This is a genomic window from Heyndrickxia oleronia (genome assembly GCF_017809215.1).
GTDB lineage: Bacteria > Bacillota > Bacilli > Bacillales > Bacillaceae_C > Heyndrickxia > Heyndrickxia oleronia.
In genome coordinates this window covers 242,678-265,546 of sequence record NZ_CP065424.1, presented here as the reverse complement: position 1 = coordinate 265,546, position 22,869 = coordinate 242,678, and the positions used below count along the sequence as shown (strand labels likewise).

At 36.3% G+C, this 22,869-nt stretch carries 28 protein-coding genes; 7 read left to right on the top strand and 21 right to left on the bottom strand.

The window, feature by feature from the left end:
- Window positions 1–8 precede the first annotated feature (8 nt).
- The 9 genes from I5818_RS01445 to I5818_RS01405 all read right to left on the bottom strand — a co-directional run bounded on the left by I5818_RS01445 (window position 9) and on the right by I5818_RS01405 (window position 4,760).
- A complete protein-coding gene (locus I5818_RS01445; RefSeq protein ID WP_078110283.1) occupies window positions 9–1,136 on the bottom strand; it encodes an MBL fold metallo-hydrolase in 1,128 nt (375 codons plus the stop codon).
- Window positions 1,137–1,219: 83 nt separating this feature from the next.
- The gene (locus tag I5818_RS01440) at window positions 1,220–1,615 is read right to left on the bottom strand and encodes a DsrE/DsrF/DrsH-like family protein (RefSeq protein ID WP_058004240.1); all 396 of its coding nucleotides are present in this window, start codon (window positions 1,613–1,615) and stop codon (window positions 1,220–1,222) included.
- A gap of 12 nt (window positions 1,616–1,627) precedes the next feature.
- Window positions 1,628–1,861, bottom strand: a complete 234-nt coding sequence (locus I5818_RS01435) for a glutaredoxin family protein (protein WP_071977364.1) — start codon at window positions 1,859–1,861, stop codon at window positions 1,628–1,630.
- Between the two features lie 12 nt (window positions 1,862–1,873).
- On the bottom strand, window positions 1,874–2,449 hold the full coding sequence (locus I5818_RS01430; RefSeq protein ID WP_078110285.1) for a sulfurtransferase TusA family protein: 576 nt from the start codon (window positions 2,447–2,449) through the stop codon (window positions 1,874–1,876).
- A gap of 52 nt (window positions 2,450–2,501) precedes the next feature.
- Window positions 2,502–2,798, bottom strand: a complete 297-nt coding sequence (locus tag I5818_RS01425) for a rhodanese-like domain-containing protein (protein ID WP_058004243.1) — start codon at window positions 2,796–2,798, stop codon at window positions 2,502–2,504.
- 18 nt (window positions 2,799–2,816) lie between these two features.
- Window positions 2,817–3,176 carry a rhodanese-like domain-containing protein gene (locus I5818_RS01420; RefSeq protein ID WP_058004316.1) on the bottom strand — a complete coding sequence of 120 codons (360 nt, stop codon included), beginning with the start codon at window positions 3,174–3,176 and terminating at the stop codon, window positions 2,817–2,819.
- A 71-nt stretch (window positions 3,177–3,247) separates the two neighbouring features.
- Window positions 3,248–3,511, bottom strand: a complete 264-nt coding sequence (locus tag I5818_RS01415; protein ID WP_058004244.1) for a metal-sensitive transcriptional regulator — start codon at window positions 3,509–3,511, stop codon at window positions 3,248–3,250.
- A 251-nt stretch (window positions 3,512–3,762) separates the two neighbouring features.
- A complete protein-coding gene (locus tag I5818_RS01410) occupies window positions 3,763–4,146 on the bottom strand; it encodes a DUF302 domain-containing protein (RefSeq protein ID WP_071977366.1) in 384 nt (127 codons plus the stop codon).
- 17 nt (window positions 4,147–4,163) lie between these two features.
- Complete coding sequence (locus I5818_RS01405) at window positions 4,164–4,760, bottom strand: class I SAM-dependent methyltransferase (RefSeq protein ID WP_235849672.1); 597 nt, start codon at window positions 4,758–4,760, stop codon at window positions 4,164–4,166.
- A gap of 227 nt (window positions 4,761–4,987) precedes the next feature.
- Between I5818_RS01405 and I5818_RS01400 the strand changes: the two genes are divergently transcribed.
- From I5818_RS01400 to I5818_RS01390, 3 genes are all read left to right on the top strand, one after another.
- Complete coding sequence (locus I5818_RS01400; RefSeq protein WP_078110286.1) at window positions 4,988–6,343, top strand: MFS transporter; 1,356 nt, start codon at window positions 4,988–4,990, stop codon at window positions 6,341–6,343.
- 110 nt (window positions 6,344–6,453) lie between these two features.
- Window positions 6,454–7,374, top strand: coding sequence for a copper amine oxidase N-terminal domain-containing protein (locus tag I5818_RS01395; protein WP_078110288.1), 921 nt, complete (start codon window positions 6,454–6,456; stop codon window positions 7,372–7,374).
- A 354-nt stretch (window positions 7,375–7,728) separates the two neighbouring features.
- Complete coding sequence (locus I5818_RS01390) at window positions 7,729–8,709, top strand: NERD domain-containing protein (protein ID WP_078110290.1); 981 nt, start codon at window positions 7,729–7,731, stop codon at window positions 8,707–8,709.
- Here I5818_RS01390 and I5818_RS01385 read toward each other — a convergent pair.
- Entirely contained in the window at window positions 8,706–9,311 is a 606-nt protein-coding gene (locus I5818_RS01385; RefSeq protein WP_078110291.1) for a histidine phosphatase family protein, read from the bottom strand. The genes I5818_RS01390 and I5818_RS01385 overlap by 4 nt on opposite strands.
- A 410-nt stretch (window positions 9,312–9,721) precedes the next feature.
- On the opposite strand from I5818_RS01385, the gene I5818_RS01380 reads away from it, so the two are divergent.
- Both I5818_RS01380 and I5818_RS01375 read left to right on the top strand, forming a co-directional pair.
- A complete protein-coding gene (locus tag I5818_RS01380; RefSeq protein ID WP_078110709.1) occupies window positions 9,722–10,309 on the top strand; it encodes a GNAT family N-acetyltransferase in 588 nt (195 codons plus the stop codon).
- Between the two features lie 46 nt (window positions 10,310–10,355).
- On the top strand, window positions 10,356–10,910 hold the full coding sequence (locus I5818_RS01375; protein ID WP_078110708.1) for a DNA-3-methyladenine glycosylase I: 555 nt from the start codon (window positions 10,356–10,358) through the stop codon (window positions 10,908–10,910).
- A 76-nt stretch (window positions 10,911–10,986) separates the two neighbouring features.
- Here the strand turns inward: I5818_RS01375 and I5818_RS01370 are convergent, their stop codons facing one another.
- The 6 genes from I5818_RS01370 to I5818_RS01345 form a co-directional block, all read right to left on the bottom strand.
- Complete coding sequence (locus tag I5818_RS01370; RefSeq protein ID WP_078110707.1) at window positions 10,987–11,331, bottom strand: DMT family transporter; 345 nt, start codon at window positions 11,329–11,331, stop codon at window positions 10,987–10,989.
- Window positions 11,332–11,342: 11 nt separating this feature from the next.
- A complete protein-coding gene (locus I5818_RS01365) occupies window positions 11,343–11,669 on the bottom strand; it encodes a DMT family transporter (protein WP_078110706.1) in 327 nt (108 codons plus the stop codon).
- The gene (locus tag I5818_RS01360; protein WP_078110705.1) at window positions 11,669–12,208 is read right to left on the bottom strand and encodes a TetR/AcrR family transcriptional regulator; all 540 of its coding nucleotides are present in this window, start codon (window positions 12,206–12,208) and stop codon (window positions 11,669–11,671) included. Before I5818_RS01360 ends, I5818_RS01365 begins: the two co-directional genes overlap by 1 nt.
- A 180-nt stretch (window positions 12,209–12,388) precedes the next feature.
- Window positions 12,389–13,480 (bottom strand): metallophosphoesterase, encoded by a 1,092-nt coding sequence (locus I5818_RS01355; protein ID WP_078110704.1) that lies wholly within the window; start codon window positions 13,478–13,480, stop codon window positions 12,389–12,391.
- A gap of 148 nt (window positions 13,481–13,628) precedes the next feature.
- Entirely contained in the window at window positions 13,629–14,420 is a 792-nt protein-coding gene (locus I5818_RS01350) for an ABC transporter permease (RefSeq protein WP_078110703.1), read from the bottom strand.
- The gene (locus I5818_RS01345) at window positions 14,417–15,304 is read right to left on the bottom strand and encodes an ATP-binding cassette domain-containing protein (RefSeq protein ID WP_078110702.1); all 888 of its coding nucleotides are present in this window, start codon (window positions 15,302–15,304) and stop codon (window positions 14,417–14,419) included. Before I5818_RS01345 ends, I5818_RS01350 begins: the two co-directional genes overlap by 4 nt.
- Before the next feature lie 230 nt (window positions 15,305–15,534).
- Between I5818_RS01345 and I5818_RS01340 the strand changes: the two genes are divergently transcribed.
- On the top strand, window positions 15,535–16,302 hold the full coding sequence (locus I5818_RS01340; RefSeq protein ID WP_235849719.1) for a TetR/AcrR family transcriptional regulator: 768 nt from the start codon (window positions 15,535–15,537) through the stop codon (window positions 16,300–16,302).
- A gap of 43 nt (window positions 16,303–16,345) precedes the next feature.
- Here the strand turns inward: I5818_RS01340 and I5818_RS01335 are convergent, their stop codons facing one another.
- Together I5818_RS01335 and I5818_RS01330 are read right to left on the bottom strand one after the other, a co-directional pair.
- Window positions 16,346–17,128 (bottom strand): GNAT family N-acetyltransferase, encoded by a 783-nt coding sequence (locus tag I5818_RS01335; RefSeq protein WP_078110700.1) that lies wholly within the window; start codon window positions 17,126–17,128, stop codon window positions 16,346–16,348.
- An 84-nt stretch (window positions 17,129–17,212) separates the two neighbouring features.
- Entirely contained in the window at window positions 17,213–17,806 is a 594-nt protein-coding gene (locus I5818_RS01330) for a TetR/AcrR family transcriptional regulator (protein ID WP_078110699.1), read from the bottom strand.
- Window positions 17,807–17,923: 117 nt separating this feature from the next.
- Between I5818_RS01330 and I5818_RS01325 the strand changes: the two genes are divergently transcribed.
- Window positions 17,924–18,469 (top strand): hypothetical protein, encoded by a 546-nt coding sequence (locus I5818_RS01325; RefSeq protein WP_078110698.1) that lies wholly within the window; start codon window positions 17,924–17,926, stop codon window positions 18,467–18,469.
- Between the two features lie 134 nt (window positions 18,470–18,603).
- On the opposite strand, the gene I5818_RS01320 is transcribed toward I5818_RS01325, so the two are convergent.
- From I5818_RS01320 to I5818_RS01310, 3 genes are all read right to left on the bottom strand, one after another.
- Complete coding sequence (locus tag I5818_RS01320; protein ID WP_078110697.1) at window positions 18,604–18,954, bottom strand: ArsR/SmtB family transcription factor; 351 nt, start codon at window positions 18,952–18,954, stop codon at window positions 18,604–18,606.
- The gene (locus I5818_RS01315) at window positions 18,954–19,385 is read right to left on the bottom strand and encodes an SRPBCC family protein (RefSeq protein ID WP_078110696.1); all 432 of its coding nucleotides are present in this window, start codon (window positions 19,383–19,385) and stop codon (window positions 18,954–18,956) included. Before I5818_RS01315 ends, I5818_RS01320 begins: the two co-directional genes overlap by 1 nt.
- A 169-nt stretch (window positions 19,386–19,554) precedes the next feature.
- The gene (locus I5818_RS01310) at window positions 19,555–22,770 is read right to left on the bottom strand and encodes a DEAD/DEAH box helicase (RefSeq protein WP_078110695.1); all 3,216 of its coding nucleotides are present in this window, start codon (window positions 22,768–22,770) and stop codon (window positions 19,555–19,557) included.
- Window positions 22,771–22,869: the final 99 nt, after the last annotated feature.

The window sequence follows — 22,869 nt, the reverse complement described above, 5'->3', positions numbered from 1 at the left end:
CTCCTATTCTACCGAACCGCACAACGATTTGGCCCAATTTCCATTTCGCGTTGCTTTTCTTCATCAAGGGAAAATTTCCCCATATTTGCTTGTCGAATTTCTTGATACGCATTTGGTTGAGGGGGCAAATTCTCGGTTACTAGCCTTCTAAATTCCCTTTCATCCTCTATGCTTAAGCCATGATTCTTTCTAAACAAAGTTCCTAGCTTCTCTGAAACACTGCCATCATTATTCAACTCATCAATAATCATGAAATGAGCTGGTAGAACAATTAGCTCTTCTGATAATTCTCTATAACGGGTATACAGGCTGTCTCTTAAATCAGAGACCCAATCTTCCGCCATCCCAGCTAGATCTGGTCTTCCGATTGAATCAATAAATAAAATATCCCCTGTTAATAAATATTGGTCATCAATGATAAATGACGTTGAGCCAAGGGTATGGCCCGGTGTGTATAAAGCATGAATATGAATACTTGTATTTCCAATCATTACATCGCTTCCGTCTTCTAATGCTTGATAACTAAATGTAACTTCTGTTGCATCTTTAGACGGTAGCCAATAGATCGCATTCATTTCGTTGGCAATGCTTCTCCCCCCTGAAATATGATCCGCATGAAGATGCGTATCGAAAACATGCTTTATTGTTGCATTTTTACTTTTCGCAAAATCTATAAAAATATCAATCATGCGTGTGGCATCTATTACCGCTGCTTCTCCATTTGATATAACCATATAGGATAAACAACCTTTACCCATTCGAACAAATTGGTATACTTCGCCGCCATTGATCAAGTCGCCTACTTTTACTGGCTCTAAATACTCACTCCAAGCTTTCATTCCACCTTTTAAGTAGGACACAGTTAGACCTGCTTCGGATAACATTTCCGCGATCATGACAGAGGAGCCTTCCTTCGCACAAACCACCAATACCTCTTGTTCAGTTGGAATACGATCAAGAATTCCCTCTACCCCATCAAGCAATTCAAAATAAGGAATATTTAAATGGTCAAAGAATTCCCCTTCAATTTTCCAATCCGCAAATTCTGAATGATTGCGTACATCTAAAATAAACAATTTTTCTTTAGCAACAATCCTTCTAGTTACATCCTTAGCTGTTAACATATGAACCGTCATTCCAAATTACCCCCTTAGGTATATTTGATACTAAAAAAAATACTCTTATCTTTGATTTAATAGGGGGCTTTACCCCCTATCAATTAGAATGTTAATGTAATATCAGCATCTTTAGCAAAATCTAAAAATGTAACGGCTCCACCAACTTCAATTCCTGAGACAAATGATTCCTTTTCAAGTCCCATAACATCCATTGTCATTTGACAACCGATAAATTTCACTCCCATTTCTTGAGCCATTTCAACTAACTCAGGGATAGATGGTACATTTGCCTTTTTAAACCCTTCAGCAAAGTGTTCTTTTCCTTCAGGCATTGGAAGTTGCTTATGAGCTTCCTTATGAATTAAATTTAAACCTTCAAAAGTAAAGAAGATAGCTACCTCTTGATCAGTTGCTGCTGCAGCTGTTGCAATATTAAACACCTTATATGCATCAAATAGTCCACCATTACTTGCAATAATTGCTACCTTTTTATTCATGTTCATTTCCTCCTAGTTTTCAAATGCTTTCATTATTTGATTTGGGTCATAACCGACAACCCATTTGCCATTAATCTCTATTTGAGGGACTCCCATTTTCCCTGTCATATCAATTAGTTTTTGAACAATTCTCGGATTTTGGTCTACATTAATCTCTTTAAATGGAATGTTTTGATCCAATAAAAAGTTTTTTAACATGACACAATATACACATTGGTTAGTTGTGTAAACAGTAACAGGTTCCATATTGATTACCTCCTAGCTGTTGATATTAATCGTTTTACCTAGCCAGTTACTCATCCCAGGAACAACATTAAATACCTTCTTAAAGCCTTTCACTGCTAATTTTTGTGCAGCAAGATCACTCCGATTCCCTGTACGACAAATAATAGCAATTTCCGCCTCTTTATTGAGATCATCTAAACGACTTTCTAAATCTTCTAATGGTATAGAGATGGCATTTGGTATATGATTAAATACATATTCGGCAACTTCACGAACATCGATTAAGACGAAATCAGCATTTTCTTCTAACTTCTTTTCTAATTCTTCATTACTTAAAATATGGGGATGTTTTCGCTCATCCGATTCTTCATTCGAAGACTTTCTCAAATAATGTTTCAATACATCTCCATCTTCAATTGTCCCTAGATATTGATGGCCAGTTGTTTCTGCCCAGGCTTTCATATCTGCTTTTGAACCCTTATCAGTGGCTTGAACCTCTAATACTTGACCAGCTGCTAAATCATTCATTGCCTTTTTCGTTTTAACTATTGGCATTGGACAAGCTAGCCCTTTTGCATCCAATGTGAAATTGGTTTTTAATGATTCCATATGATAACCTCCATACTACTACCCCTATAGGTATATTGTATTCCAAAAATTTTTATTCTGTTTCACCATCCCACTCTAGCATACCACCAGACATGTTAATTACTTGATAGCCCCAACTTTCAAGAAATTGTGTCGCACGTCCACTTCTTCCTCCAGAGCGACAAACCATAATATATTCCTTTGATTTATCTAATTCATGCATACGTGCTTCCAATAAACCTAGAGGAATATTTACAACACCTGGTATCTTACCTTCTTTTACTTCATCCACCTCACGAACATCGATTAGATTTAAAGACTTACCACTTTCAAGTAATTGTTTCACTTCAGTTGTTGATAGTTGTTTCACTTTATTCCCTCCATTTACTTATCTCCAGCTGCTTACTCCGCCTTTTACATTGGCTATATGTTTAAAACCTAATTTTTTTAGCATTTTACTCGCCTGTTGGCTTCTCATCCCACTTTGACATATAACCACAACATCTTTCTCTTTTGATAGAATTTGTGCTTTTTGTGATAGCTGTTGAAGTGGAATATTTTTAAATCCAGGGATATGATATCCTTTAAACTCGCCCGGTGTACGCACATCGATAAATTGTTTATTTTGATGATCTTCTAATTCATGTTTTAACTGACTAATCGTTATGTTCTTTACTCCCTTTGTTGGCAAAAAGCGAAATACAATAAAAATAACAATCACACCAAAAATTATATAGCTCAACAACATCTTCTCCTTTTTAATTACCATTACCCCTATAGGTATATAGAACCTTAAAAATAAAAGGGGTGTCAGACCCTTTATCTACTTTTTACGAGTAGATTAACAGCTTCCTTAATTAATTCCTCAGGACTGTCTCCATTATTTTCATTCGCTTCTTTTACACATTCAACGAGATTAGAACTTACGATTACACCAATTGTTCGATCAATTGCAGTTCTTGCAGCGGATAATTGAGTAATCACATCTTTACAGTCTTTCGTTTCTTCCATCATTCTTAAAATGCCTCTTAATTGACCCTCAATGCGTTTCACTCGATTTTTCATTTGATCATTATATTCCATTCCCTTTCCTCCCTTCGCACAAATTATTTATTAAGGCTGCTCCACCTTTCCTATCACTGAGAAAAGAGCAGTAAACTCCGTAAGAATGTTGAATTTAAAAGTAGGTACTTGGGCTTTCACTAAATACTAAAACAGCCTTTATTAAAAATGACCTTATTTCAAAGATCATCTATTTATTTGTAAAATGACTTAACAAAACTAATCATATACCCATATGGGTATATTGTCAACTAAAAATATATTTCTTTATTTTATTTACAATAATCAATACAGAGTATTAATCGTTTCTCAATATCCGCTGCTAAACGCTGCATCTTTTCATCATGTAACATGCTAATTAGTGATGTAGGTCGAGGCATGCCAATTTTAGTTTTCCCATTATCTTCAAACACTACTATTTTACATGGCAGAAAATAACCGGCCATTTGATTTTCACTTAGTACACGATAAGCTTCATATGGATTACATACCTCAAGGACTTTAAACTCTATTGAAAAGTCTAATCCTTTATCATTCAGCTTTTCCTTCATATCAAATGTAGATAAGACTCCAAATTGCTCCTTCTTCAAGCTCTCCTCGAGGGCTGCAATTGCTTCTGATATACTTTTATCTGTTTCAATTGTGTAATCAAACATATTGAACCATCCTTTCACTATCTCATCTCTATAATCGCTGCATAAACTGCAGCATTTAATAAAACAATCTTGGAATGAAATCCATTGTCTAATAAAAAGCTTTGCATTTTATCAGAAGATATTCTTTCATGAATGGGTGGTCCTATCTGTGATTCTACAGCATCCCACTCAATAATCATTAATTTCCCATCTTTTCTTAAAATCCGCTTGAATTCACTTAAAGCTTTCTCCATATTAGTTATCTCATGCATAACGAAGGCAACAAATGCTTTATCTACGCTCGCATCATCCAATTGGATATTTTCAAGATCACTTAGAACATATTGAATATTCTTTATCCCTTCTTTTAACGCACGTTCCTTTAACAACTCAAGCATTTTAGGCTCAACGTCTACCGCAAATACATGATTATCCGTTTTTCTAGCAAACGGAATAGTGAAAAATCCATTTCCAGATCCAAGATCTGCAATACGATCATGATCAGAAAGATCTAGTAATGAAATTATTTCTTTTTGATTAAGCAGTTTCGTTCTTTTTGGATCCAATAGTTTATCTGCCTTTTCTGGGCTAAACGATGACCAGCCACGTTCATCTCTCCTTTTCATTGAATTCATTCGGAATTATAGACCTATATGACCCGCTATGTCGAATAATAGGATTGCTGAATTTTAATTTATTATTCCAATTCAACCGTAAAGAATATTATTTTTAAAGACAAATCAGCAGTGAATTATCGCCAATTCCCTTTACATTAGGAGCAAAAATCTTTAGAATTATTGTTTCTTTTAATATGATAGCATTGACTATATTTTTATGGATATCTTAAGACTAGGTGATAATTATGACACAAACATTACGTAAGCCATGGTTACTCGTTTTAACCATTGGATTAGGCACATTATTAAATCCGTTAAATTCTTCAATGATTTCAGTAGCATTAACACGAATGCAGCATGAGTTTGCTTTAAGTTTTGCAGATGCCTCATGGCTAATTTCCGTTTTTTATCTGGCTAGTGCTGCTGCGCAACCTGTAATGGGGAAATTAAGTGATATGTTCGGACCAAAAAGATTATTTTTAGCTGGGTTGATTCTTGTTGCAATCGCTTCGACACTAGCACCGTTTTCACCCAGCTTTCCCTTTTTATTAGGGTGTCGGGCGCTTCAGGCAATTGGTAGCTCCACATTGTTTCCAAGTGGAATGAGTATGGTTCGCACAAGTATTTCTAAAGGGCAGGCAAAAGCACTTGCGACATTATCTATTTTCTCCTCCACCTCAGCAGCTTTTGGTCCTTCCATTGGAGGGTTTTTAATTGAATCGTGGGATTGGCCATCGATCTTTTTCGTTAATTTCCCTTTTATCGTCCTTTCCTTTATTATGGCAATTTTTATTTTGCCTAAGACTGATCAAGTAAAGATTGAATTGGGACGTATAGATTTCGGAGGCATTTTACTTTTTATCATAACAATGATTGGATTGATCCTATTCCTTTTATCTTTGGAATCAACTATTCGCTGGTGGGCATTAATTGTATTTATCATCGCAGGAATCATATTCTATAAGTATGAAAACAAGAGAAACGAACCGTTTATAGACTTCGATTCTTTGAAAAAGAATTCGAATGTGTCCTTTATCTATTTGCAGTTCATCAGTATTAATCTTGTGTTTTATTGTTATTTCTTTGGGTTTCCACTATTTTTACAGCAGGTTCATCATTATAGTGAAAAGCATACAGGTTTAATTATGCTAGCCCTCGCAGGGTTTGGTGTTATTATTGCACCGATTGCAGGGCGATTAATTGATCAATATCATTCAAAACTTCCACTTGTTATCGGAGCAATATTTTTATTAATAGGAACAGCCTTATTGTTAAGTCTGCGGGAACAATCACCACTAGTGTGGCTACTTATCATTATGGGAGTCCTTGGAATTAGTAACGGCTTCAATAATATTTCCATGCAAACTGCTCTTTATGAACATGTGAAACCTGAAGAAACCGGCTCAGCTTCTGGCCTTTTCCAAACAAGCCGTTATATTGGCTCCATTCTTTCATCCAGTCTATTAGGTATTTTATTTAGCACACATTTAGATGTGCAGCATCTTCACAAGGTTGCTATCGTCTGCCTATTTTTCTGTGTATTAGTGCTCATATTGGCACTTCGACTTCCGGGAAAATTGCAGCTAAAAAAACAGGGGTAGGGGTATCATGGATGCCCCTCTTTCTTTAGCTAAACTTTCTACCATCCATCTGTAACTTTTCCCTTTCTTTTTCGTCAATATAGTTAGAATAATCGCTGGGAGGAAAGATAATGAAAAAAGTGAGTATCATTACTGCAAGTGTAATAGCAGCTGGAATCGCATTAAATAGCTCTCCTGTCATGGCCGCCAAATCTGAAACAGCAGATGAGAGTACCCAACAAATAGATGCATCGGACTATATCAGAGGAACTGGGGTGATAACGGAAATAAACCAAGATGGAAACTCCCTATCAATAGTTGTTGAAAATCCCGAAAATTCATTAATTACAATTTTCCCGATCACTAAAGATGTGCTGTTAGTTGATAGCGGGACCACTAACGAGATCAATAAGAATCAGCTAAAAAAAGGGACGAAAGTAACAGCATATTATGATAAACATAAACCAATGCTGATGATTTATCCCCCAACGATTACCCCAGAGCTATTGGTCGTTCACAGCGACAAGGACATGGGGATGGTCAAGGTAGCTAAGTTTAATCAACAACTGGTTAGCTTAGATGGTCAGCTAAAATTAAATCTTAGCAATGACACCATTCTCTTAAATAAAACAGGAGAAAAAATTAATAAAAAGGACCTTTATGGCAAGGATCTTGTTGTCTTTTATTCAATAGCAACAAAAAGTATCCCAGCACAAACGACACCCAAAAAGATTATTGCTTTAGACAACCTTGATCAGAAAAAAAGGGAGATACAGCAAATAATCGGTAAAGATTACTATATGAAAAAAGAAGTGAAGATGATTCCCCTACGCAAAGTGGCAGACCATTTAGGCTATCATGTGAAATGGGATGCTAAAACTTCTAACACCATCATCACCATTAGTAAGCAAAATCGATCCTATCAAATTTCGATTGGACAAAAAGAATACGGATACAATCGCAGTATTAAATTTTTTGAGGTGGCTCCTGAAATAAAAAATGGAAAAACCTATGTTTCTGAAGATTTCCTCGAGGAGTTATTTAAGGATTAATTTCAGTAGTAGAGCTTCTGTAAAAGTAGGAAGCTCTTTTTTCGTGCAAAAGATGTGCTTGATTGTGCGAAAAAGACTAATTTCGTGCGAATCTTACCCTTATTCGTGCGAATCTTACCCTTATTCGTGCGAATGGACCGTGTATTTTACAGATCGTGCGAATCGCTGCCCAAAACGCGCGAATATCGATTGATTTCGTGCGAATCACCTCCGAAATCATGCGAAAATAATCAAATTAAGCTAGCTTTATTAAAAAATAAAGACTCTTAGAGTTAGATTTCTGAAAGTTCACTCCCCATGCAGGAATCCAGACACAGTTGTTGAATAAATTTAGAAAGAAAAGGAGTTGAAAAGATGATTAAGAAGGAGTGCAAAAAATCATTTCGATTATTAGGATTGGAAACCATTCACCGGAGAATATCCCCTTCACATCAGAGAAGATCAGTGATTGAAGAGAACTTAAGAAGAGAAAAAGCTGGATACCAAGGTGAAAAATCACTAGATTATTATTTAAGCTTTTTATCAGATCGAAAATACCTCATTTTCCACGGAATTAGGCTTCATAATACTAATCAATATTATTTTCAAATGGATATTCTTATACTATCTCAAAGTTTTTTTGTCATTTTAGAGGTAAAGAACTTTGGAGGCGCGATTACATTTGACGAAGAATTAAAACAATTAATCCAGGAAAAGGACGGGGAAATTAAAGTTTATCAAGACCCACTCTCTCAAGTTCTACTTCAAAAGCGTCAATTTGCGAAATGGTTGCAGATACATAAGATTTCTTCCCTCCCCATCTTCACATTTGTTGTCATCAGTAACCCCTATACACTTATTCATTTTAAAAACTCATCTAATCGTCTACATATGGTAAGTAACTCTATGCATCTAATCTCAAAAATCGAAGACATTGAAAGAATAAATCATAGGGATGTTTTAACAAAAAAAGAAATCCAAAAACTAACAAAATTATTATTAAGGGAAAACGAATCAAAAAAGGAGGATTTATTAAAGCAATTCCAGATTCACAAAGATGAGATTATCAAAGGTGTTTATTGCCCCAATTGTTTTCAACTCCCAATGAAAAGAGGACACGGAAAGTGGTATTGTAATCAATGTCTGCAGTCCTCAAAACATGCACATTTATTTTCATTGCAAGATTATATTTTGCTATTTGGAACCTCCATTACCCATAAGCAATTAAGTGATTTCCTTCAGATTTCCTCACGAACAATTACTACAAATATTATCAAATCATTGAAATTACCATTCGAAGGAAAAGGGAAAGGAAGAGTATATGAACTATCAATTTTGGAAAGGAACATGTTTTAAAGCAATAATAAATGCTCTTGTCTATTAAGAAATCTCATCACTTTCGAACCTGCTTTTACCTCGAACAAATGCATCCCTGTGTCACCAGTTGAAAAAACAGTATCACTATTGTATGGAAGTGAAAGGCATGCTTTTAAAAAATTTGAGATAAATCCACCATGTGACACAATAGCGATGCGCCGATACTGATAATAATCTGTAGTCACTCTGGAGTACACTCGTTCCGCTCGATAGCGAAACTCGAGTTCAGATTCTCCATTTTGAATCGGAATATGTGCAGGTCTCCCATTCACAGGTAAAGGATATTTCTTTGCTGCCACTTTTTTAGGGACTCCAGCTAAGACACCATTATTAAACTCCATTAAGTCCTTATCCTCAATTAAGGAACAATCTATTCGTTCATTTAATAATTCAGCCGTTCTTTTTGCCCTTTTTAGTGGACTTGTTAATATGATATCCGGTGGGAAATGGGTACCTACATATTGAGCCATTTTCTTTGCCTGAAGTTCCCCAAATGGTGTTAACGGAAAATCAGCTCTCCCTTCATGTACATCTAATAAATCTGCTTCTGATTGCCCGTGTCTTATGACTAATATTTCCATTTCTATCCCCCACTTCATGTTTGTCTGTTGCTATACATCATTCTCCCCTCTAAGGACTTTTTCCTTCATACTTATACTCATAACAAGTAATTCTCATTTTCTACTTCCAGTTGAATAGAAATTATGATCATTCAACCAAACGTTGATAGGCGAATAAATCTCTTTATGCTATTTAAGGAAGTGGATACAGAATAATTAAGCCCTCAACTATTTGCTAACCTTGCCCCATTTCTAGATATACAAACGATTAGTAATATAGTAAATGAATGATTATGTAAGGAAAACTAGTCTATTTCTATTGAGAGATTTTTCAATTTTAGTATAATTACAATAATATAAGCGCCGTTTATTAATGTTAAGTCATTCATATATAGACAAGACCTTTCATTATTTTTTAAAGGAGAGAGCAAATGGAAATAAGAGAATATCATTCAAATGATGAGGTCGGATGGCTCCGTTGTAGAGCTCTATCATTTCTTCATACAGCATACTATGACAATGTCTTAAGGGAAAAGGAGCACTATAAAAATCCATCTATTGAATTAATTGCTATTGAAGATGGGATAGTTGTTGGTTTACTAGATATTGAGTATGAAAAAGAAGAACTCACAGTCTGTTCTAGAGGATCTGGTCTTGGCGGGATGATATGGCATGTTGCTGTTCATCCTGATTACCAAAGAATGGGGATTGGTAATAAATTATTATATGAAGCTGAAAAAATAGCCAAGCAAAAAGGGCTAAATCGTTTAGAAGCTTGGACAAGAGACGATCAGTGGGTGCAAAATTGGTACGAAAAAAATGGCTTTAACAAGGTGGATTCTTATTTGCATGTATTTATGGATGGAGAACAAGAACTAAAGGGATATGTCCAATCTTCATTCCCCAAATTATACCCAGTTCAGGCTTTTGCCCACTACGTTGGCGAGGAAAAGGAAGCATTAAAGAAACAATTTAAACGTGTCCATGAATGTGTATGCTATGAAAAAATGTTAAAATAAGGGAGATTATCGAAAACACTAACCTTTTTTAGAAAGGAAATTGTATATGAACAGATGCGGTTGGGTCAATGATGATCCACTATACATTCATTATCATGATCACGAATGGGGTGTACCTGTTTATGATGATCAATTATTATTTGAGTATTTAAATTTAGAGGGAGCACAAGCAGGCTTAAGCTGGTACACTATTCTCAAAAAAAGGGAGAATTACAGAAAAGCATTTGATCAATTTGATCCTGCAAAGATTATTCAATATGACGATAAAAAAATACAGGAGCTATTAAACAATGAGGGCATAGTCCGTAACAAACTAAAGATCAACGCAGTAATAACGAATGCAAAAGCCTATTATAACATTGTTGAAGAATTCGGTTCCTTTCATACTTATTTATGGTCATTTGTCGGAGGAAAACCGATACAGAATCATTTTCACTCATTAAGTGACGTCCCTGCCACTACAGAGATTAGTGACAAACTAAGTAAGGATTTAAAAAAACGCGGATTCAAATTTGTCGGCTCTACAATTTGCTATGCTTTTATGCAAGCTACAGGAATGGTTAACGATCATATAGTCAGCTGTCATTGTTATCCGGGATAATGGGACAAGGGGTCAGGTCCACTGTCCCGTTCTTTCTGAATGAAAATGGGACAGGGGGTCTGACCCCCTGTCCCAATTATTTTGATTGTACTAGTTTTTCAGAACGATCTTTTTGATTTAACATGACGACGCCACCGATTATTAGTATAATACCAATTCCAGAATAAAGATTAAAAGATTCACCCCAAGCAACTATACCGACAATGACGGTTAAGGCTGTACCTACACCTGACCAAATGGCATAAGCTAAACTTAGCGGTATCATCTTTAAACATAAAGACAAACAGTAAAATGCAATACCATAGCCTAGAGCAACCCCTATACTAGGGAAGATAACAGTAAACCCATCTGATATTTTTAGCATCATTGTTGCAAAAACTTCCGAAATAATAGAAATCGATAAAAATAGATAACCTTTCATAAATACTCCCCCTAATGTCCGCCGCCGAAAAGATTTAACACAACAACCCCTACAATAATCATGGCTATACCTGAAAGCTTTTTGAAATTAAAACGTTCACCAAAAATGGCTGCTCCTGCTATAGCCGTTAAAGCTGTACCTAAGCCAGCCCATACAGCATATGCTGTACCAAGTTGGAGATGCTTTAATGTTAAGGATAGAGTATAAAAAGCTAAGGCATATCCAATCACAACGCCCAAACTCGCCCATACATTCTTAAAGCCATTTGAGAGTTTCAACATGGAACTAGCAAAAACCTCTGACACGATAGCAATTAGCAAAAGAATATATACATACATTAGTGTTCTTCCTTTCTAGTCATTTGTAATAATTTTTCTATTACCTCATCTGTCACACGATCTGAAACTGGTAAAATATTTAACAGCCGTGAATAATACAATCCATCAATAGTTAAACGGATCAGTTGAACGGTCGATGCATCGATATCGTTCTCCCGAAGCAAATCATTCATTAAACATTCATACATTTGCGTAATGTTCGTATTGCTATTTTGCATAATTTGGATCGCAACATTGAAACGTGCTCCAGCATGTAAGTCACGCTGTGAGGCGAGGATAAACGCTCTAATATGTTTCCCAGCCCCTTTTTCGTGTTCTACTATGGTTTCATATGCTTCTAGGAACTCATTTATAATTTCCTCCGCCACTGCGAGTTGTAATTCGTTTTTGTTTTTAAAATGATATAATAGCCCACCTTTACTAATTGAAGCTTTTTGAGCAATCCCATCTAGTGTCAGTGAGTTCAAATCATTTTCCAGTATATATTGAATCGCTGTATTTAGGATTAATTGTCGTTTTTTTATAGCTTTTAATGACATGACCCATCACCTTTTAAACCGTCTGGTCGGTCTTTTTTTATATTCCTAATATAAAGTGTTACTCCTTATGTGTCAATTACTATTATCCTTTCCAGCTCTTGAGAGGTCTCTTTTGTCTTCTTAAACCATTCTTAAAATATGGGGGCCGTTCAATGCTGTGACCCCATCATATCTATTAACCTAGCTTCCCAAACATTCGAAAGGGATCCAACCTACCTCCCCGTCTCTATTCTTTACAAGAACAAAGCCATCACATTCCTTATCAACAATCCATACCTTCTCTCCCAGCTTAACAGATAAAAAGGTTGTACTTAAATCATCTTTGCAATAAACTTGATCTTCTTTATAAGATAAATATTCATTTTTTATCCATTGTTGAAGACCTAAATTACTATTCTCACATAGAGTAAAATATGGTTCCTTTTTTATTATTTTCATTTCATAATTTGGATAGGTCACCGTACCTTTTCGATTCAAAGAGTCTGTATAATCTCTTTGAATCACCTTTTCTTCCTTTAGTTCATCCACATATATAAATGTGTATGTATCCTTTTCTATAACTAAAGCGTTTAATTGGCCATCGTCTTTAATTTGGTTTCCACCATCTATTGAAATAATCCTTTTATGAAAATCAATGATGGGGTTATGTGAGCAAATTTCATCTGACCGGTAATTTACAACGGGCCAATGTCCGACAATGACCATTTTTTCAGCATTATGCTCTTTTTCATAAAAAGCTGGTATAGATAAAGCCATTGACTCTTCGGTTTTCTTCCAATCTTCTATTCTATCAATTCCTGCATGAACAATAATATAATCATCTGTTTCATAAGCAATCGGAAGGGATTCAATCCATTCAATTTCATTATGAAAATGCTGGCGATAAAATTGCGACAATTCCTCTAAAGAAGGAAAATCATCTAGTGATCTCCCTTTAATAGATAACATTTCATTTAACACGGATTTTTTCCGTGTGTTCATATAAGGGATAATCCATTCACTTCCATTATAAACGGAACGATGGAGTACATCACAATTCCCTTTTGTTACATATACATGTTTAGTCTCCCTAGATAAATTCCTTACAAATTCAATCACATCAAGACTATTATCTCCTTTTTCACAAAGATCACCATTAATAAAAAGATAATCATCATTTGTATAATTTAACTTGTCTAGCAATTTTTTAAAAAGCTCAAGATTTGCATGTATATCTGATATAACAATAGAACGTTTGGTTTTATCTATATCCACTCGTCTAACATCAAGCATTTACTCATCTCCAAATTTCTTCTGACTATTCTTTACAATTATATCAAAATATACAGAAATTACATTTTAAAAAACACTCCCCCTTTGAGGCTTAGACCCAGACGGTCATTTCATCAAATGGAAAGTGTTTCGCACAATAACTAGTTTATTAGCGGCGTCCTGTCTTCCTTTGAAACATCCAATTACACCAAATATACGAGCCTATAAGGATCAATAGACACCAGCCTATTGCCCACCATGCATAATGGTGTATTGGAGTTTGGGTGAGCAACCCACGAATCGTTTCAATTACTGGAGTGATTGGTTGGTGAGCGGCAACTCCTTGCAGCCAACTTGGCATCGTATCAGTTGGGACAAATGCACTAGATAGATAGGGTAGAAAAAGCAGGGCAAATCCATAACTACTAGCAGCAGTCGGACTGGTAGCCACCAAACCAATAGCCGCAAAAAGCCAAGTAAAGGTGAGAATGAACAATGTGATGATCCCAATTGCACCAAGCCACTCAAGAAGATTCGCAGAAGGTTGAAATCCAACTAATAATGCGACACAAATAACAATTCCCGTCGCCACAAGATTGCGTACTAAACTAGCAATGACATGACCTGTTATCACATGGATACTGCTGATAGGCATGGTTCGAAACCGATCAATGATACCGTTTGTCATGTCTGTAGCGACATCCACCGCTGTGCTTGATGATCCAAAGCCTGCACATAGGAGAATAATTCCTGGCACAACATAGGTTACATATTCACCACTCGGATCGATTGCTCCACCAAATACATAAGTAAATAACAACATTAGTATGATTGGTAGTGCAATAGCCATGATTAAGCTTTCCGTATTTCGCAAACTATGTCGCAGGCTACGACCGATAAAAACAGAATTTACCACTCCAAAAGATGGGGATTTTACTTCGAAATTATTCGGTATTTTCATGATAATGATCCCTCCTGTTTTGTCATAGTTAAATCAATAAAAACATCATCCATACTTGGCTTTCGTATATTAATTCGGGTATTTTCAGGAAAATGTCCCATATATTCATCAAGTACAGATTTCAATTCTTGGATACTTCCATCCGTTGGGAACTCTTGAATAACTTCATCATTCCCATTCCGAAACTCAACCACTTCTCCACCAATCCTTGATTTTAACTCATCTGCAGATCCTTGAGCTACGATACGCCCTTTAGCAATGATGGCAATTTCATCAGCTAACTGATCTGCTTCTTCCAAATATTGTGTTGTTAGGAAAATGGTCATTCCACTAGCCGCAAGTTTTAAAATAATATCCCATAATGCTCTTCTACTATGAGTATCAAGCCCGGTTGTAGGTTCATCTAAGAATAGGATGGATCGCCTCACGACTAAACTAATGGCTAGATCTAATCGACGACGCATACCACCTGAGAAGGTCTTTACTTTCTTATGTGCAGCCTCAACTAGATCAAAATACTCCAAAAGTTCTGTCGCACGGGTACGTGATTGGGCAGGAGAGAGCCCAGATAGTCTCCCCATCATTCGAAGGTTTTCTTCCGCAGTTAATATTTCATCAACTGCTGAAAATTGACCTGTAAGACTAATGGATCGCTTCACCCCAGCCTTTTCAGTCACAACATCATATCCTCCTACACGTACTGAACCTTCACCCGGAAAAACTAAAGTTGATAAAATATTAATCAATGTTGTTTTTCCAGCACCATTAGGACCGAGCAAGGCGAAAATGCTCCCCGATGAAACCTTTAAATCAATCCCACTTAACACTTCATGATTACCGAAACTTTTTCGTAAACCAGCGATTTCAATCGCAACAGTAGTCAACTATCCCACTCCCCTTTTGTATACGTTATATACTGTTTATTGCATACACAGTATATAACGTATACAATTAAATTGCAACATGATTTTTTTCACTTTTAGCCTATAATTAAGGTTAAAAAATTCTCTTATTGTTAAACGGTTACTGCAAAGGACCAATATTGATAGATTCAATAATAGAACAAAAAATAGAAATGATTTGATCGAACCAAATGTTTAGGAGGAAAAGGATCGTGGATGAGAAAATTTATGAACTATTACCTCAAGGGGTTGCACTTAGTTGGGGGTTAGTTAAGCAACCACAACGGGGTCCAAAACGGGAACTGAATGTAAACCAAATTGTAGAGGCAGCGATTGCCATCGCAGATGAAGATGGACTTACAGCAGTTTCTATGAATCGGGTGGCAACATCACTTGGATTCACTCCGATGTCGCTTTACAGATATATTCCTAGTAAGGATGACCTTTTATTACTCATGCAGGATGCTGTCTGCGCTATCCCCCTACCTCCTATAAAGGAAGAGGCAGGTTGGCGTGAAAATATTAAAGAATATTTCAATGCATGCTTAAAAGTATTTACGGATCACCCTTGGTTTGGAGACATCCCTATCTCTGGGGCCCCTATCACCCCAAATAATCTTCAAGTTGTTGATTGGGCATTAGGTTGCATTAAGGAATTACCTCTGAGTGATTTTGAAAAAATGGGAGTGATTCTATTAATCAGTAACTATGCACGCGGTTGTGGGTTAATTCAAAGGGATTTGAACCGTGCCTTACAATCTGGGGCAACTGAAGGAACATTTAGTGGTCGAGATTACAGTGCTGCACTTAAGCAGCTTGTTACATCTGAACGATTTCCTCATTTGCACCCGATCATCATGTCAGGTGTCTATACAGAGGAGAACCCGGAAGCAAATGATGTAGGGGATGACTTTGATTTTGGATTAGAACTAATATTAGATGGAATTGATAGCTATCTATTATCTAAAAAGGGGAAATAAACCGTATTGTTCATTTTATCAAAAAAAATCAGCGGGGTCCTATTTATCCCCGCTGATTACTCACTAAATGCTTGTCTATAAGCAATTTCAGTTTTTTTCTTACCGAATGAACAGTTAGCCGATGAAAGGTGATTAATTCTCCTTTAAATACGGCTGAAAATATCCCATATGGGGTAGGTGATAACCGCATGAGCTCATCTCGATTATTAATTTCAATGATATTGGCTTGAATCCCTAATTGACTTGCCGCCTCTAAGAAATTACTCGTAGCAATATCTACATATGGACATTGAAAAGACCGTATGATGGTTAATTGTTCAAACCTTTCTACTCGCTCGTCCCAATCAGTAGGAAAATAGGGATCTGGAGCTTCGTGAAATTTATGTACAAGCAATTCAAAATTATATGGAGCTTGGTCAATCATTAAAAAGTTATTTTTAAGAAAAATCTCCTTACTTGGTGTCCATGAAGTCTCGGAATTGGTTAAGACCACCACCCCATGTTTCCCCATATTTCTCGCATCCTCTAGACATTTATCTATAAGTTTCGTTCCATACCCCTTACCTGTTACACTTACCCATAAGCAATGAATGACTAAATAGTTTTCGGCATAAACCACTCGAGAAGATGACTCAGAGGCTGTATATTCAATAAAGCCTACCTGCTTTCCATTCTCCAATAGCTTTACATATTTCAATCCTTCTTCGAATTGATCATTCAACCATTTATTTTTGTTTATATATCCTTGGGATTTCGGTTTACTTCGTAAACAGTAACTTCCTGTCCCTTGAAGAATTTCATGATTTAGCTCGATGATTTCCAACAGCTTCCCCCCTTGTTTGACCTCTTAACCTTTCTACAGCAACAAACACTTCTCCTTTAAATTCTATTAAAAAGTTTGATAATCCTATCATTCATCATCTATACAAATTGAATCCAAATGATAAGTAAATACACTATGAATCCATTCCTTCGTCACCCGCTGTGGTTCTTGCATAGCATGGAATGCCAATCCATCAACAATTGCATATAAACGCTCTACTTCTATATCTTTATTGACATTCTTTTTAAGTAATTGATTCATTTCTAAAAGGGTCATTAATTTTTGAATACCTTGAAAGATTCCGTCATTCACATGGTCAAATATGTCCACTTTACTTTTTGAATAAAAAGTAAATGTCAGCCAAACCTCCATTTCTGCCTTTGTCTCCGTATTAACCGGGACAATTTCCATTAGTATACTCACTACTTTTTCTTTAGGAGGTAAATCACTCATAACTATTTTATTAACTCTTTCTGTTACTCGTTCCTTAACAAGATTCATCGCATAAATAAGCAGTTCATTTTGGGTTGAAAAGTAATGACGTAATGCACCTAATGATAATCCTGCTTCCTTTGCAATGTTTCTTACTGTCGCTCCCTCCATACCGTTATCGAGGATCACCCTCCATGTTGCTTCTGCTATTTGTGTTCTTCTTTGTTCATGATCGACTATTTTTGGCATACCATTATTTTAACAAGAAAAAAACACGACAGCAATTAAATAATACAGTTGTATTATTTAAAAACACCTGTTAAAATATTCTTACTTAATACACTTGTATTGGAATGAGGTGCCTTCTTGAATTTTGTTGCATGGATGATTGTTGCTAGTGAAGTTGGGTTTTGGGTTTTTATCATTTTAGGGCTAGTTACACGCTATTTCCTAAAGCGGGAGAAACTAGGATTATTTTTCCTTGCTCTAACTCCTTTAATCGATTTGATATTATTAATCACTACAAGTCTTGATTTATATAATGGGGCTACCGCGACAAAGGCACATGCGATCGCGGCTGTTTATATAGGGGTTTCTATTGCATTTGGAAAAAGCATGATCAAATGGGCTGATGAAAGATTTCGTTATTATGTGACAAAACAAGGACCAAAACCGGTTCAGCGTTTTGGAATGGAATATGCTTTACACTATTTAAAAAGTTGGGGAATGCATGTCTTAGCTTATGTTATAGGAGCAGGCCTTTTAATTGGCTTAATTTTCTTCATCAATGACTCTTCACGTACGGAGGCACTGTATGGAATATTAAAGCTATGGACCATTGTGCTAGGTGTTGACCTACTTATTGCTATTTCAAATTTTGTTTGGCCTAAAAGAGCGAAAGTGAAGGCTTAAATCTTTAATTTGGTATAATTTTCAAAAATGAAAAGGACCGACTTAGTGAACTGCACCTCCAATTGTTAGTTGGGTCTAACAATTGGGGTGCAGTTCATAAACGTTGGTCCTTTCTCCTAACTAGCCTATTTTCTTCAATCTGGAGTATTGTCTATTTCCGATTCCACAGTTGACTCAACAATATATTTAAGTCTGGTCAATTTATTACTCCAGAATTGTTCATAATAAGCAAGCCAATCCTTCAATTCTGTTAATGTTTCCGGTACAAGTCGGTACCTTTTCTCTCTTCCGACTTTTCTTCCACTGACTAATTCCGCTTCGGAAAGTATATGTAGATGCTTTGCAACAGCTGTACGGCTCATAGGAAAGTGGGAAGTAATTTCAGAGATCGGCAGCTCCTTTTCCGATAACAACCGAAGTACTTCTCTACGAGTGGGATCAGCGATTGCTTGAAATACATCATACTTTTGGGCTGCCCTAGACACTAGCCTTCAATCAGCTTTCGCAGTTTATTAACAATACCTGCCCAACCTTGATTCATGTTTTCACGAATAATGGATGCTTTTTCACCCGCTTTTGGCACAATCGCATCTGCCTCTTTCCAACCACCATGTATGAGAGTAAATTCTGTTTTATCACCTAAATCTTTTAAAATGAAGGTAACGAACCAACCATCTGTATCCCATGAAAAGGTTAAGCGATTGGGAGCATCAATTTCTAGCACTTTGCAAGGGGATGGACCGAAAGGCGATTGCACATGAAATTCATGTCCTAATTGGAGTTCAAAATCATTTGGCATAAACCATGATGCGATTCCTTCAGATGTTGTGACAGTCTCCCAAACTTTTTGGATTGGAGATTGTATAATAACTGTTTGCTTAATATCTGGTACATTATTTTGATGAATTGTTTCCATTATCAATAACCTTCTTTCATTTTATAGAACCTTTTGGTTTCACTTTCTGATTATATAAAACCTTTTGGTTTCATGTCAACTTTAGATCTTCCCACACCTAATGATTATCATTACTCTTGTTCTGAACTTTTACACACAAAAAGAGAGACAAGCTTAGCTTGTCTCTCACTTATATCATCAATATTTCTCTTATATCATTTTCTGTAAGTGTAAAAGAGGAATTTTTATTAGGATTAATAATTTCCTCAATTAAATGGCGCTTTTCTGTTTGAAGCTCGTTCATTTTTTCTTCAATTGTTCCACGCGAAATCATTTTAATAACCTGTACTTCATTTGTCTGTCCCATACGATGTGCCCGATCAGCGGCTTGCTCTTCAACGGCAGGATTCCACCATAGATCATATAAAATGACCGTATCAGCTCCAGCTAAATTAAGACCCGTACCTCCTGCCTTTAAGGAAATAAGAAATATATCTCGCTCACCTGAGTTAAATCGACGGCACAATTCTACCCGCTCCTCTGAAGGAGTTTTTCCATCAAGATAAAAATATGGTAATCCCTGTGCAACGAGCTCACTTCCAATCAGATGAAGCATCTTTGTAAACTGAGAAAAGATCAACACTCTTCTTCTAGAAAGCATAGATTCTTTAATAATTTGCTTTAGTTGCTCAAATTTTGATGAGGTTCCTTTATAGCCATCAACAAACAGAGCTGGATGGCAGCAGATTTGTCGTAATCGTGTGAGGCCGGCAAGGATTTTAATTCGATTTTTCCTTATTGTATCTCTATCTAAATGTTTTAACGTGTCATGCCTTAGCTTTGCTAAATAGGCAGCATACAGCTTCTTCTGCTCCGGAAGTAACTCGATGGATTCCATTGACTCAACCTTCCCTGGAAGCTCTGATAAAACATCCTCTTTTAATCGGCGAAGTAAAAATGGACGAATCCTTTTAGCTATGACTTTTCTTGATAAGTTGTTGTATTCCTTTAATCCTTGAAATAAGTCAGGAAATACCACATGAAAAATGGACCACAGCTCCTCTAGTGAATTCTCTACAGGCGTTCCTGTAAGAGCAAAGCGATAATCTGCCATTATCTTTTTTACCGCACGAGCAGTTTGGGTAAAAGGATTTTTAAATGCTTGAGCTTCATCAAAAAACACCGTATGAAACTGTTGTTTCTCAAACCATTTAATATCCCTTCGTAGCAATGGATAGGAGGTTATCAACACATCTATTCCAGTTAGTTCCTTTTGTAAATGAAGCCGTTCTTTTTTATTACCATCAATAACAATCGCCTGTATCTGCGGAGTAAATGTCATTATTTCACTCAGCCAGTTATAGGTCAAAGATGATGGACATATAATGAGAGCCGGATGCTGCTTCTGTCTAATATCCGATAGTTCCGATTGAATAAAACTAATGCTTTGCAATGTCTTTCCTAATCCCATATCATCTGCTAGAATTCCTCCGAAGCCGTAACTAGCAAGGGTTTTCATCCATTGATAGCCCTGTACCTGGTAATCCCTTAGTACTGATTGTAGTTCCTTTGGTACCTCAAATTCCATACTACCAGGGCTCTGGATTGTTTCTAGGAATTGACGGAATGTGTCTTCTAATTCAAAAGAAGGACCCTCCTCTACAGAATCAAGAGCACGAAGGCCCTGCACAATGGGTACATCGAAGCTACCTTCCATATCCTCATTCTGAATTGGAAGCGCCCGTAAAAACCGTTGAATTTCTTCAAATTCCCTTGTCTCCAAAGATAATAATGATCCATTTCGCAAACGATAGTATTTCCTTTTCTCCTCCAGCGCTAATAAAATGTCACGAATATGTTTTTCAGGAATCCCATCCATTTCGAATTTAAATTCCAGCCAATTCTTCCGTTCCTTTTTCATCTTTATCCTGATTTTCGGAGGAGTATTTCCTTTAAATATCCGATTTCTCACTGCTGTCGTTGCGTAGATTTGAACAATCTTTTCAAGCTTCGGAATCATATAATATAGGAAATCGTATTCCAACTCTTCATTATGCAAAAAATATCCACCATCTGTTTTAGCGAATGAACTCTCCTCCATCAATTGGAGAATTTCATTTTCTTTCTCAATATCCCTCATGATCATTGCTCCTGAAGGAAGTTCACGATTTTCTAATGGATTGATCACCATATTTTCATAGTGAAATTCCAGCCCTGCAAGCAAGCGGTTTTTTACGCGATCCAAATATAGCTTGGCCACCAAGGGAATCTGAACCAGCTGTCTTGAAATGGAGGGAGAAATGTTTACATTACCTATCCGTTTCAATCCAGGAACCACTTTATTAAGGAATATCTCTTTTTGCTCTAGAGGAATCGTAATTTGATTTGTTCTTGATGAATCTAATAATTGCTTTAAATACAATAGACGATGACAATCTTCACTTTCTAACCGAACCAATATTCCATCATATAAAGCATACCCATACAACTCGAACACCATAATCCGCTTCAAGCCTTGAATTTTCAAACTATATCCACTTCTATCGTTTTCGGCAAAATCATATCGGATTGGAAGGGGTTCCAGTGATACTTGTAATCCTTTAAAAATCTTTCCCTGATGATGCAAATGTACGTACGGGAGATTTTTCAATAAAGGAATAAGTGTTCCCCATGAAGAAGGAGGAATCAATAATAGATCATTGTCTAAGCTCTCATTAATAGAGTCCATTATGCTCTTCTGAAACGTCTTTTCATCTTGAATCACTTGGATCAGCTGCTGAATGACAAGATCCGTTTCCTTTCGAAAACAGTGAATACTTGGATCATAAGTAAAGGTATCTGAAAGAAAAATTGACATTCCTTCTTTCACACGCATTAAAAAGTTGCGAATATCTTGTATCTTTATTAATCCAATCTTTAACTGTATCCCAAAAATATATTTCCCATCCCCTATAAGTACAGGTTTACATATAAAATCGGCATCAATTACCTGTCTATTTTCAAAATATAATTGATGTCCACTTGAACGCTTTGGAACATCATCAAATAGTGTCAATATACCTTCAGTTAGCCCCTGATTTTCTGAATCCATTGGTTGGATACTTTGAAATGGGGTTTTTCCTTGGCGCTGATATTCGTATATAGATAGCAAGACTGCGGCAATATGCTGACACTCCTTTTGAAAAGAAGCTAATTTGGGACAACTGCATTGTGTCCGAATTTCTCCATCTGCATCTTTTACGATTGTCACAAGGAAATCATCCACACCAGCTACTTTAGCTATAAATTCATTTGAATTGAATCTTTCAAATGTTATTTTATTCGTCCGAAAAAAACCTTCTCCTCTTTTGAAGGAGACTGTCCCGCACATATCTTTAATGATTTTTGGATTTAATTTTAAATTCATTCAGCCCTCTCCTTCCTGAGGATTCGTTTTAATATAGGCCATTTTCGTATTGTTTATTGCTTTTGTAAAAGCCCTACTACCGGCTTTTACACCTAATAA

Bases quoted from the DNA above. Each gene is read 5' to 3' on its own strand.
- I5818_RS01440 (WP_058004240.1), bottom strand. From the start codon at position 1,615: ATGAATAAAAAGGTAGCAATTATTGCAAGTAATGGTGGACTATTTGAT.
- I5818_RS01330 (WP_078110699.1), bottom strand. From the start codon at position 17,806: ATGCCAAAAATAGTCGATCATGAACAAAGAAGAACACAAATAGCAGAA.
- I5818_RS01395 (WP_078110288.1), top strand. From the start codon at position 6,454: ATGAAAAAAGTGAGTATCATTACTGCAAGTGTAATAGCAGCTGGAATC.
- I5818_RS01410 (WP_071977366.1), bottom strand. From the start codon at position 4,146: ATGTTTGATTACACAATTGAAACAGATAAAAGTATATCAGAAGCAATT.
- I5818_RS01375 (WP_078110708.1), top strand. From the start codon at position 10,356: ATGAACAGATGCGGTTGGGTCAATGATGATCCACTATACATTCATTAT.
- I5818_RS01365 (WP_078110706.1), bottom strand. From the start codon at position 11,669: ATGTATGTATATATTCTTTTGCTAATTGCTATCGTGTCAGAGGTTTTT.
- I5818_RS01370 (WP_078110707.1), bottom strand. From the start codon at position 11,331: ATGAAAGGTTATCTATTTTTATCGATTTCTATTATTTCGGAAGTTTTT.
- I5818_RS01310 (WP_078110695.1), bottom strand. From the start codon at position 22,770: ATGAATTTAAAATTAAATCCAAAAATCATTAAAGATATGTGCGGGACA.
- I5818_RS01360 (WP_078110705.1), bottom strand. From the start codon at position 12,208: ATGTCATTAAAAGCTATAAAAAAACGACAATTAATCCTAAATACAGCG.
- I5818_RS01415 (WP_058004244.1), bottom strand. From the start codon at position 3,511: ATGGAATATAATGATCAAATGAAAAATCGAGTGAAACGCATTGAGGGT.
- I5818_RS01350 (WP_078110703.1), bottom strand. From the start codon at position 14,420: ATGAAAATACCGAATAATTTCGAAGTAAAATCCCCATCTTTTGGAGTG.
- I5818_RS01355 (WP_078110704.1), bottom strand. From the start codon at position 13,480: ATGCTTGATGTTAGACGAGTGGATATAGATAAAACCAAACGTTCTATT.
- I5818_RS01445 (WP_078110283.1), bottom strand. From the start codon at position 1,136: ATGACGGTTCATATGTTAACAGCTAAGGATGTAACTAGAAGGATTGTT.
- I5818_RS01315 (WP_078110696.1), bottom strand. From the start codon at position 19,385: ATGGAAACAATTCATCAAAATAATGTACCAGATATTAAGCAAACAGTT.
- I5818_RS01385 (WP_078110291.1), bottom strand. From the start codon at position 9,311: ATGGAAATATTAGTCATAAGACACGGGCAATCAGAAGCAGATTTATTA.
- I5818_RS01420 (WP_058004316.1), bottom strand. From the start codon at position 3,176: ATGTTGTTGAGCTATATAATTTTTGGTGTGATTGTTATTTTTATTGTA.
- I5818_RS01435 (WP_071977364.1), bottom strand. From the start codon at position 1,861: ATGGAACCTGTTACTGTTTACACAACTAACCAATGTGTATATTGTGTC.
- I5818_RS01380 (WP_078110709.1), top strand. From the start codon at position 9,722: ATGGAAATAAGAGAATATCATTCAAATGATGAGGTCGGATGGCTCCGT.
- I5818_RS01390 (WP_078110290.1), top strand. From the start codon at position 7,729: ATGATTAAGAAGGAGTGCAAAAAATCATTTCGATTATTAGGATTGGAA.
- I5818_RS01430 (WP_078110285.1), bottom strand. From the start codon at position 2,449: ATGGAATCATTAAAAACCAATTTCACATTGGATGCAAAAGGGCTAGCT.
- I5818_RS01400 (WP_078110286.1), top strand. From the start codon at position 4,988: ATGACACAAACATTACGTAAGCCATGGTTACTCGTTTTAACCATTGGA.
- I5818_RS01405 (WP_235849672.1), bottom strand. From the start codon at position 4,760: ATGAATTCAATGAAAAGGAGAGATGAACGTGGCTGGTCATCGTTTAGC.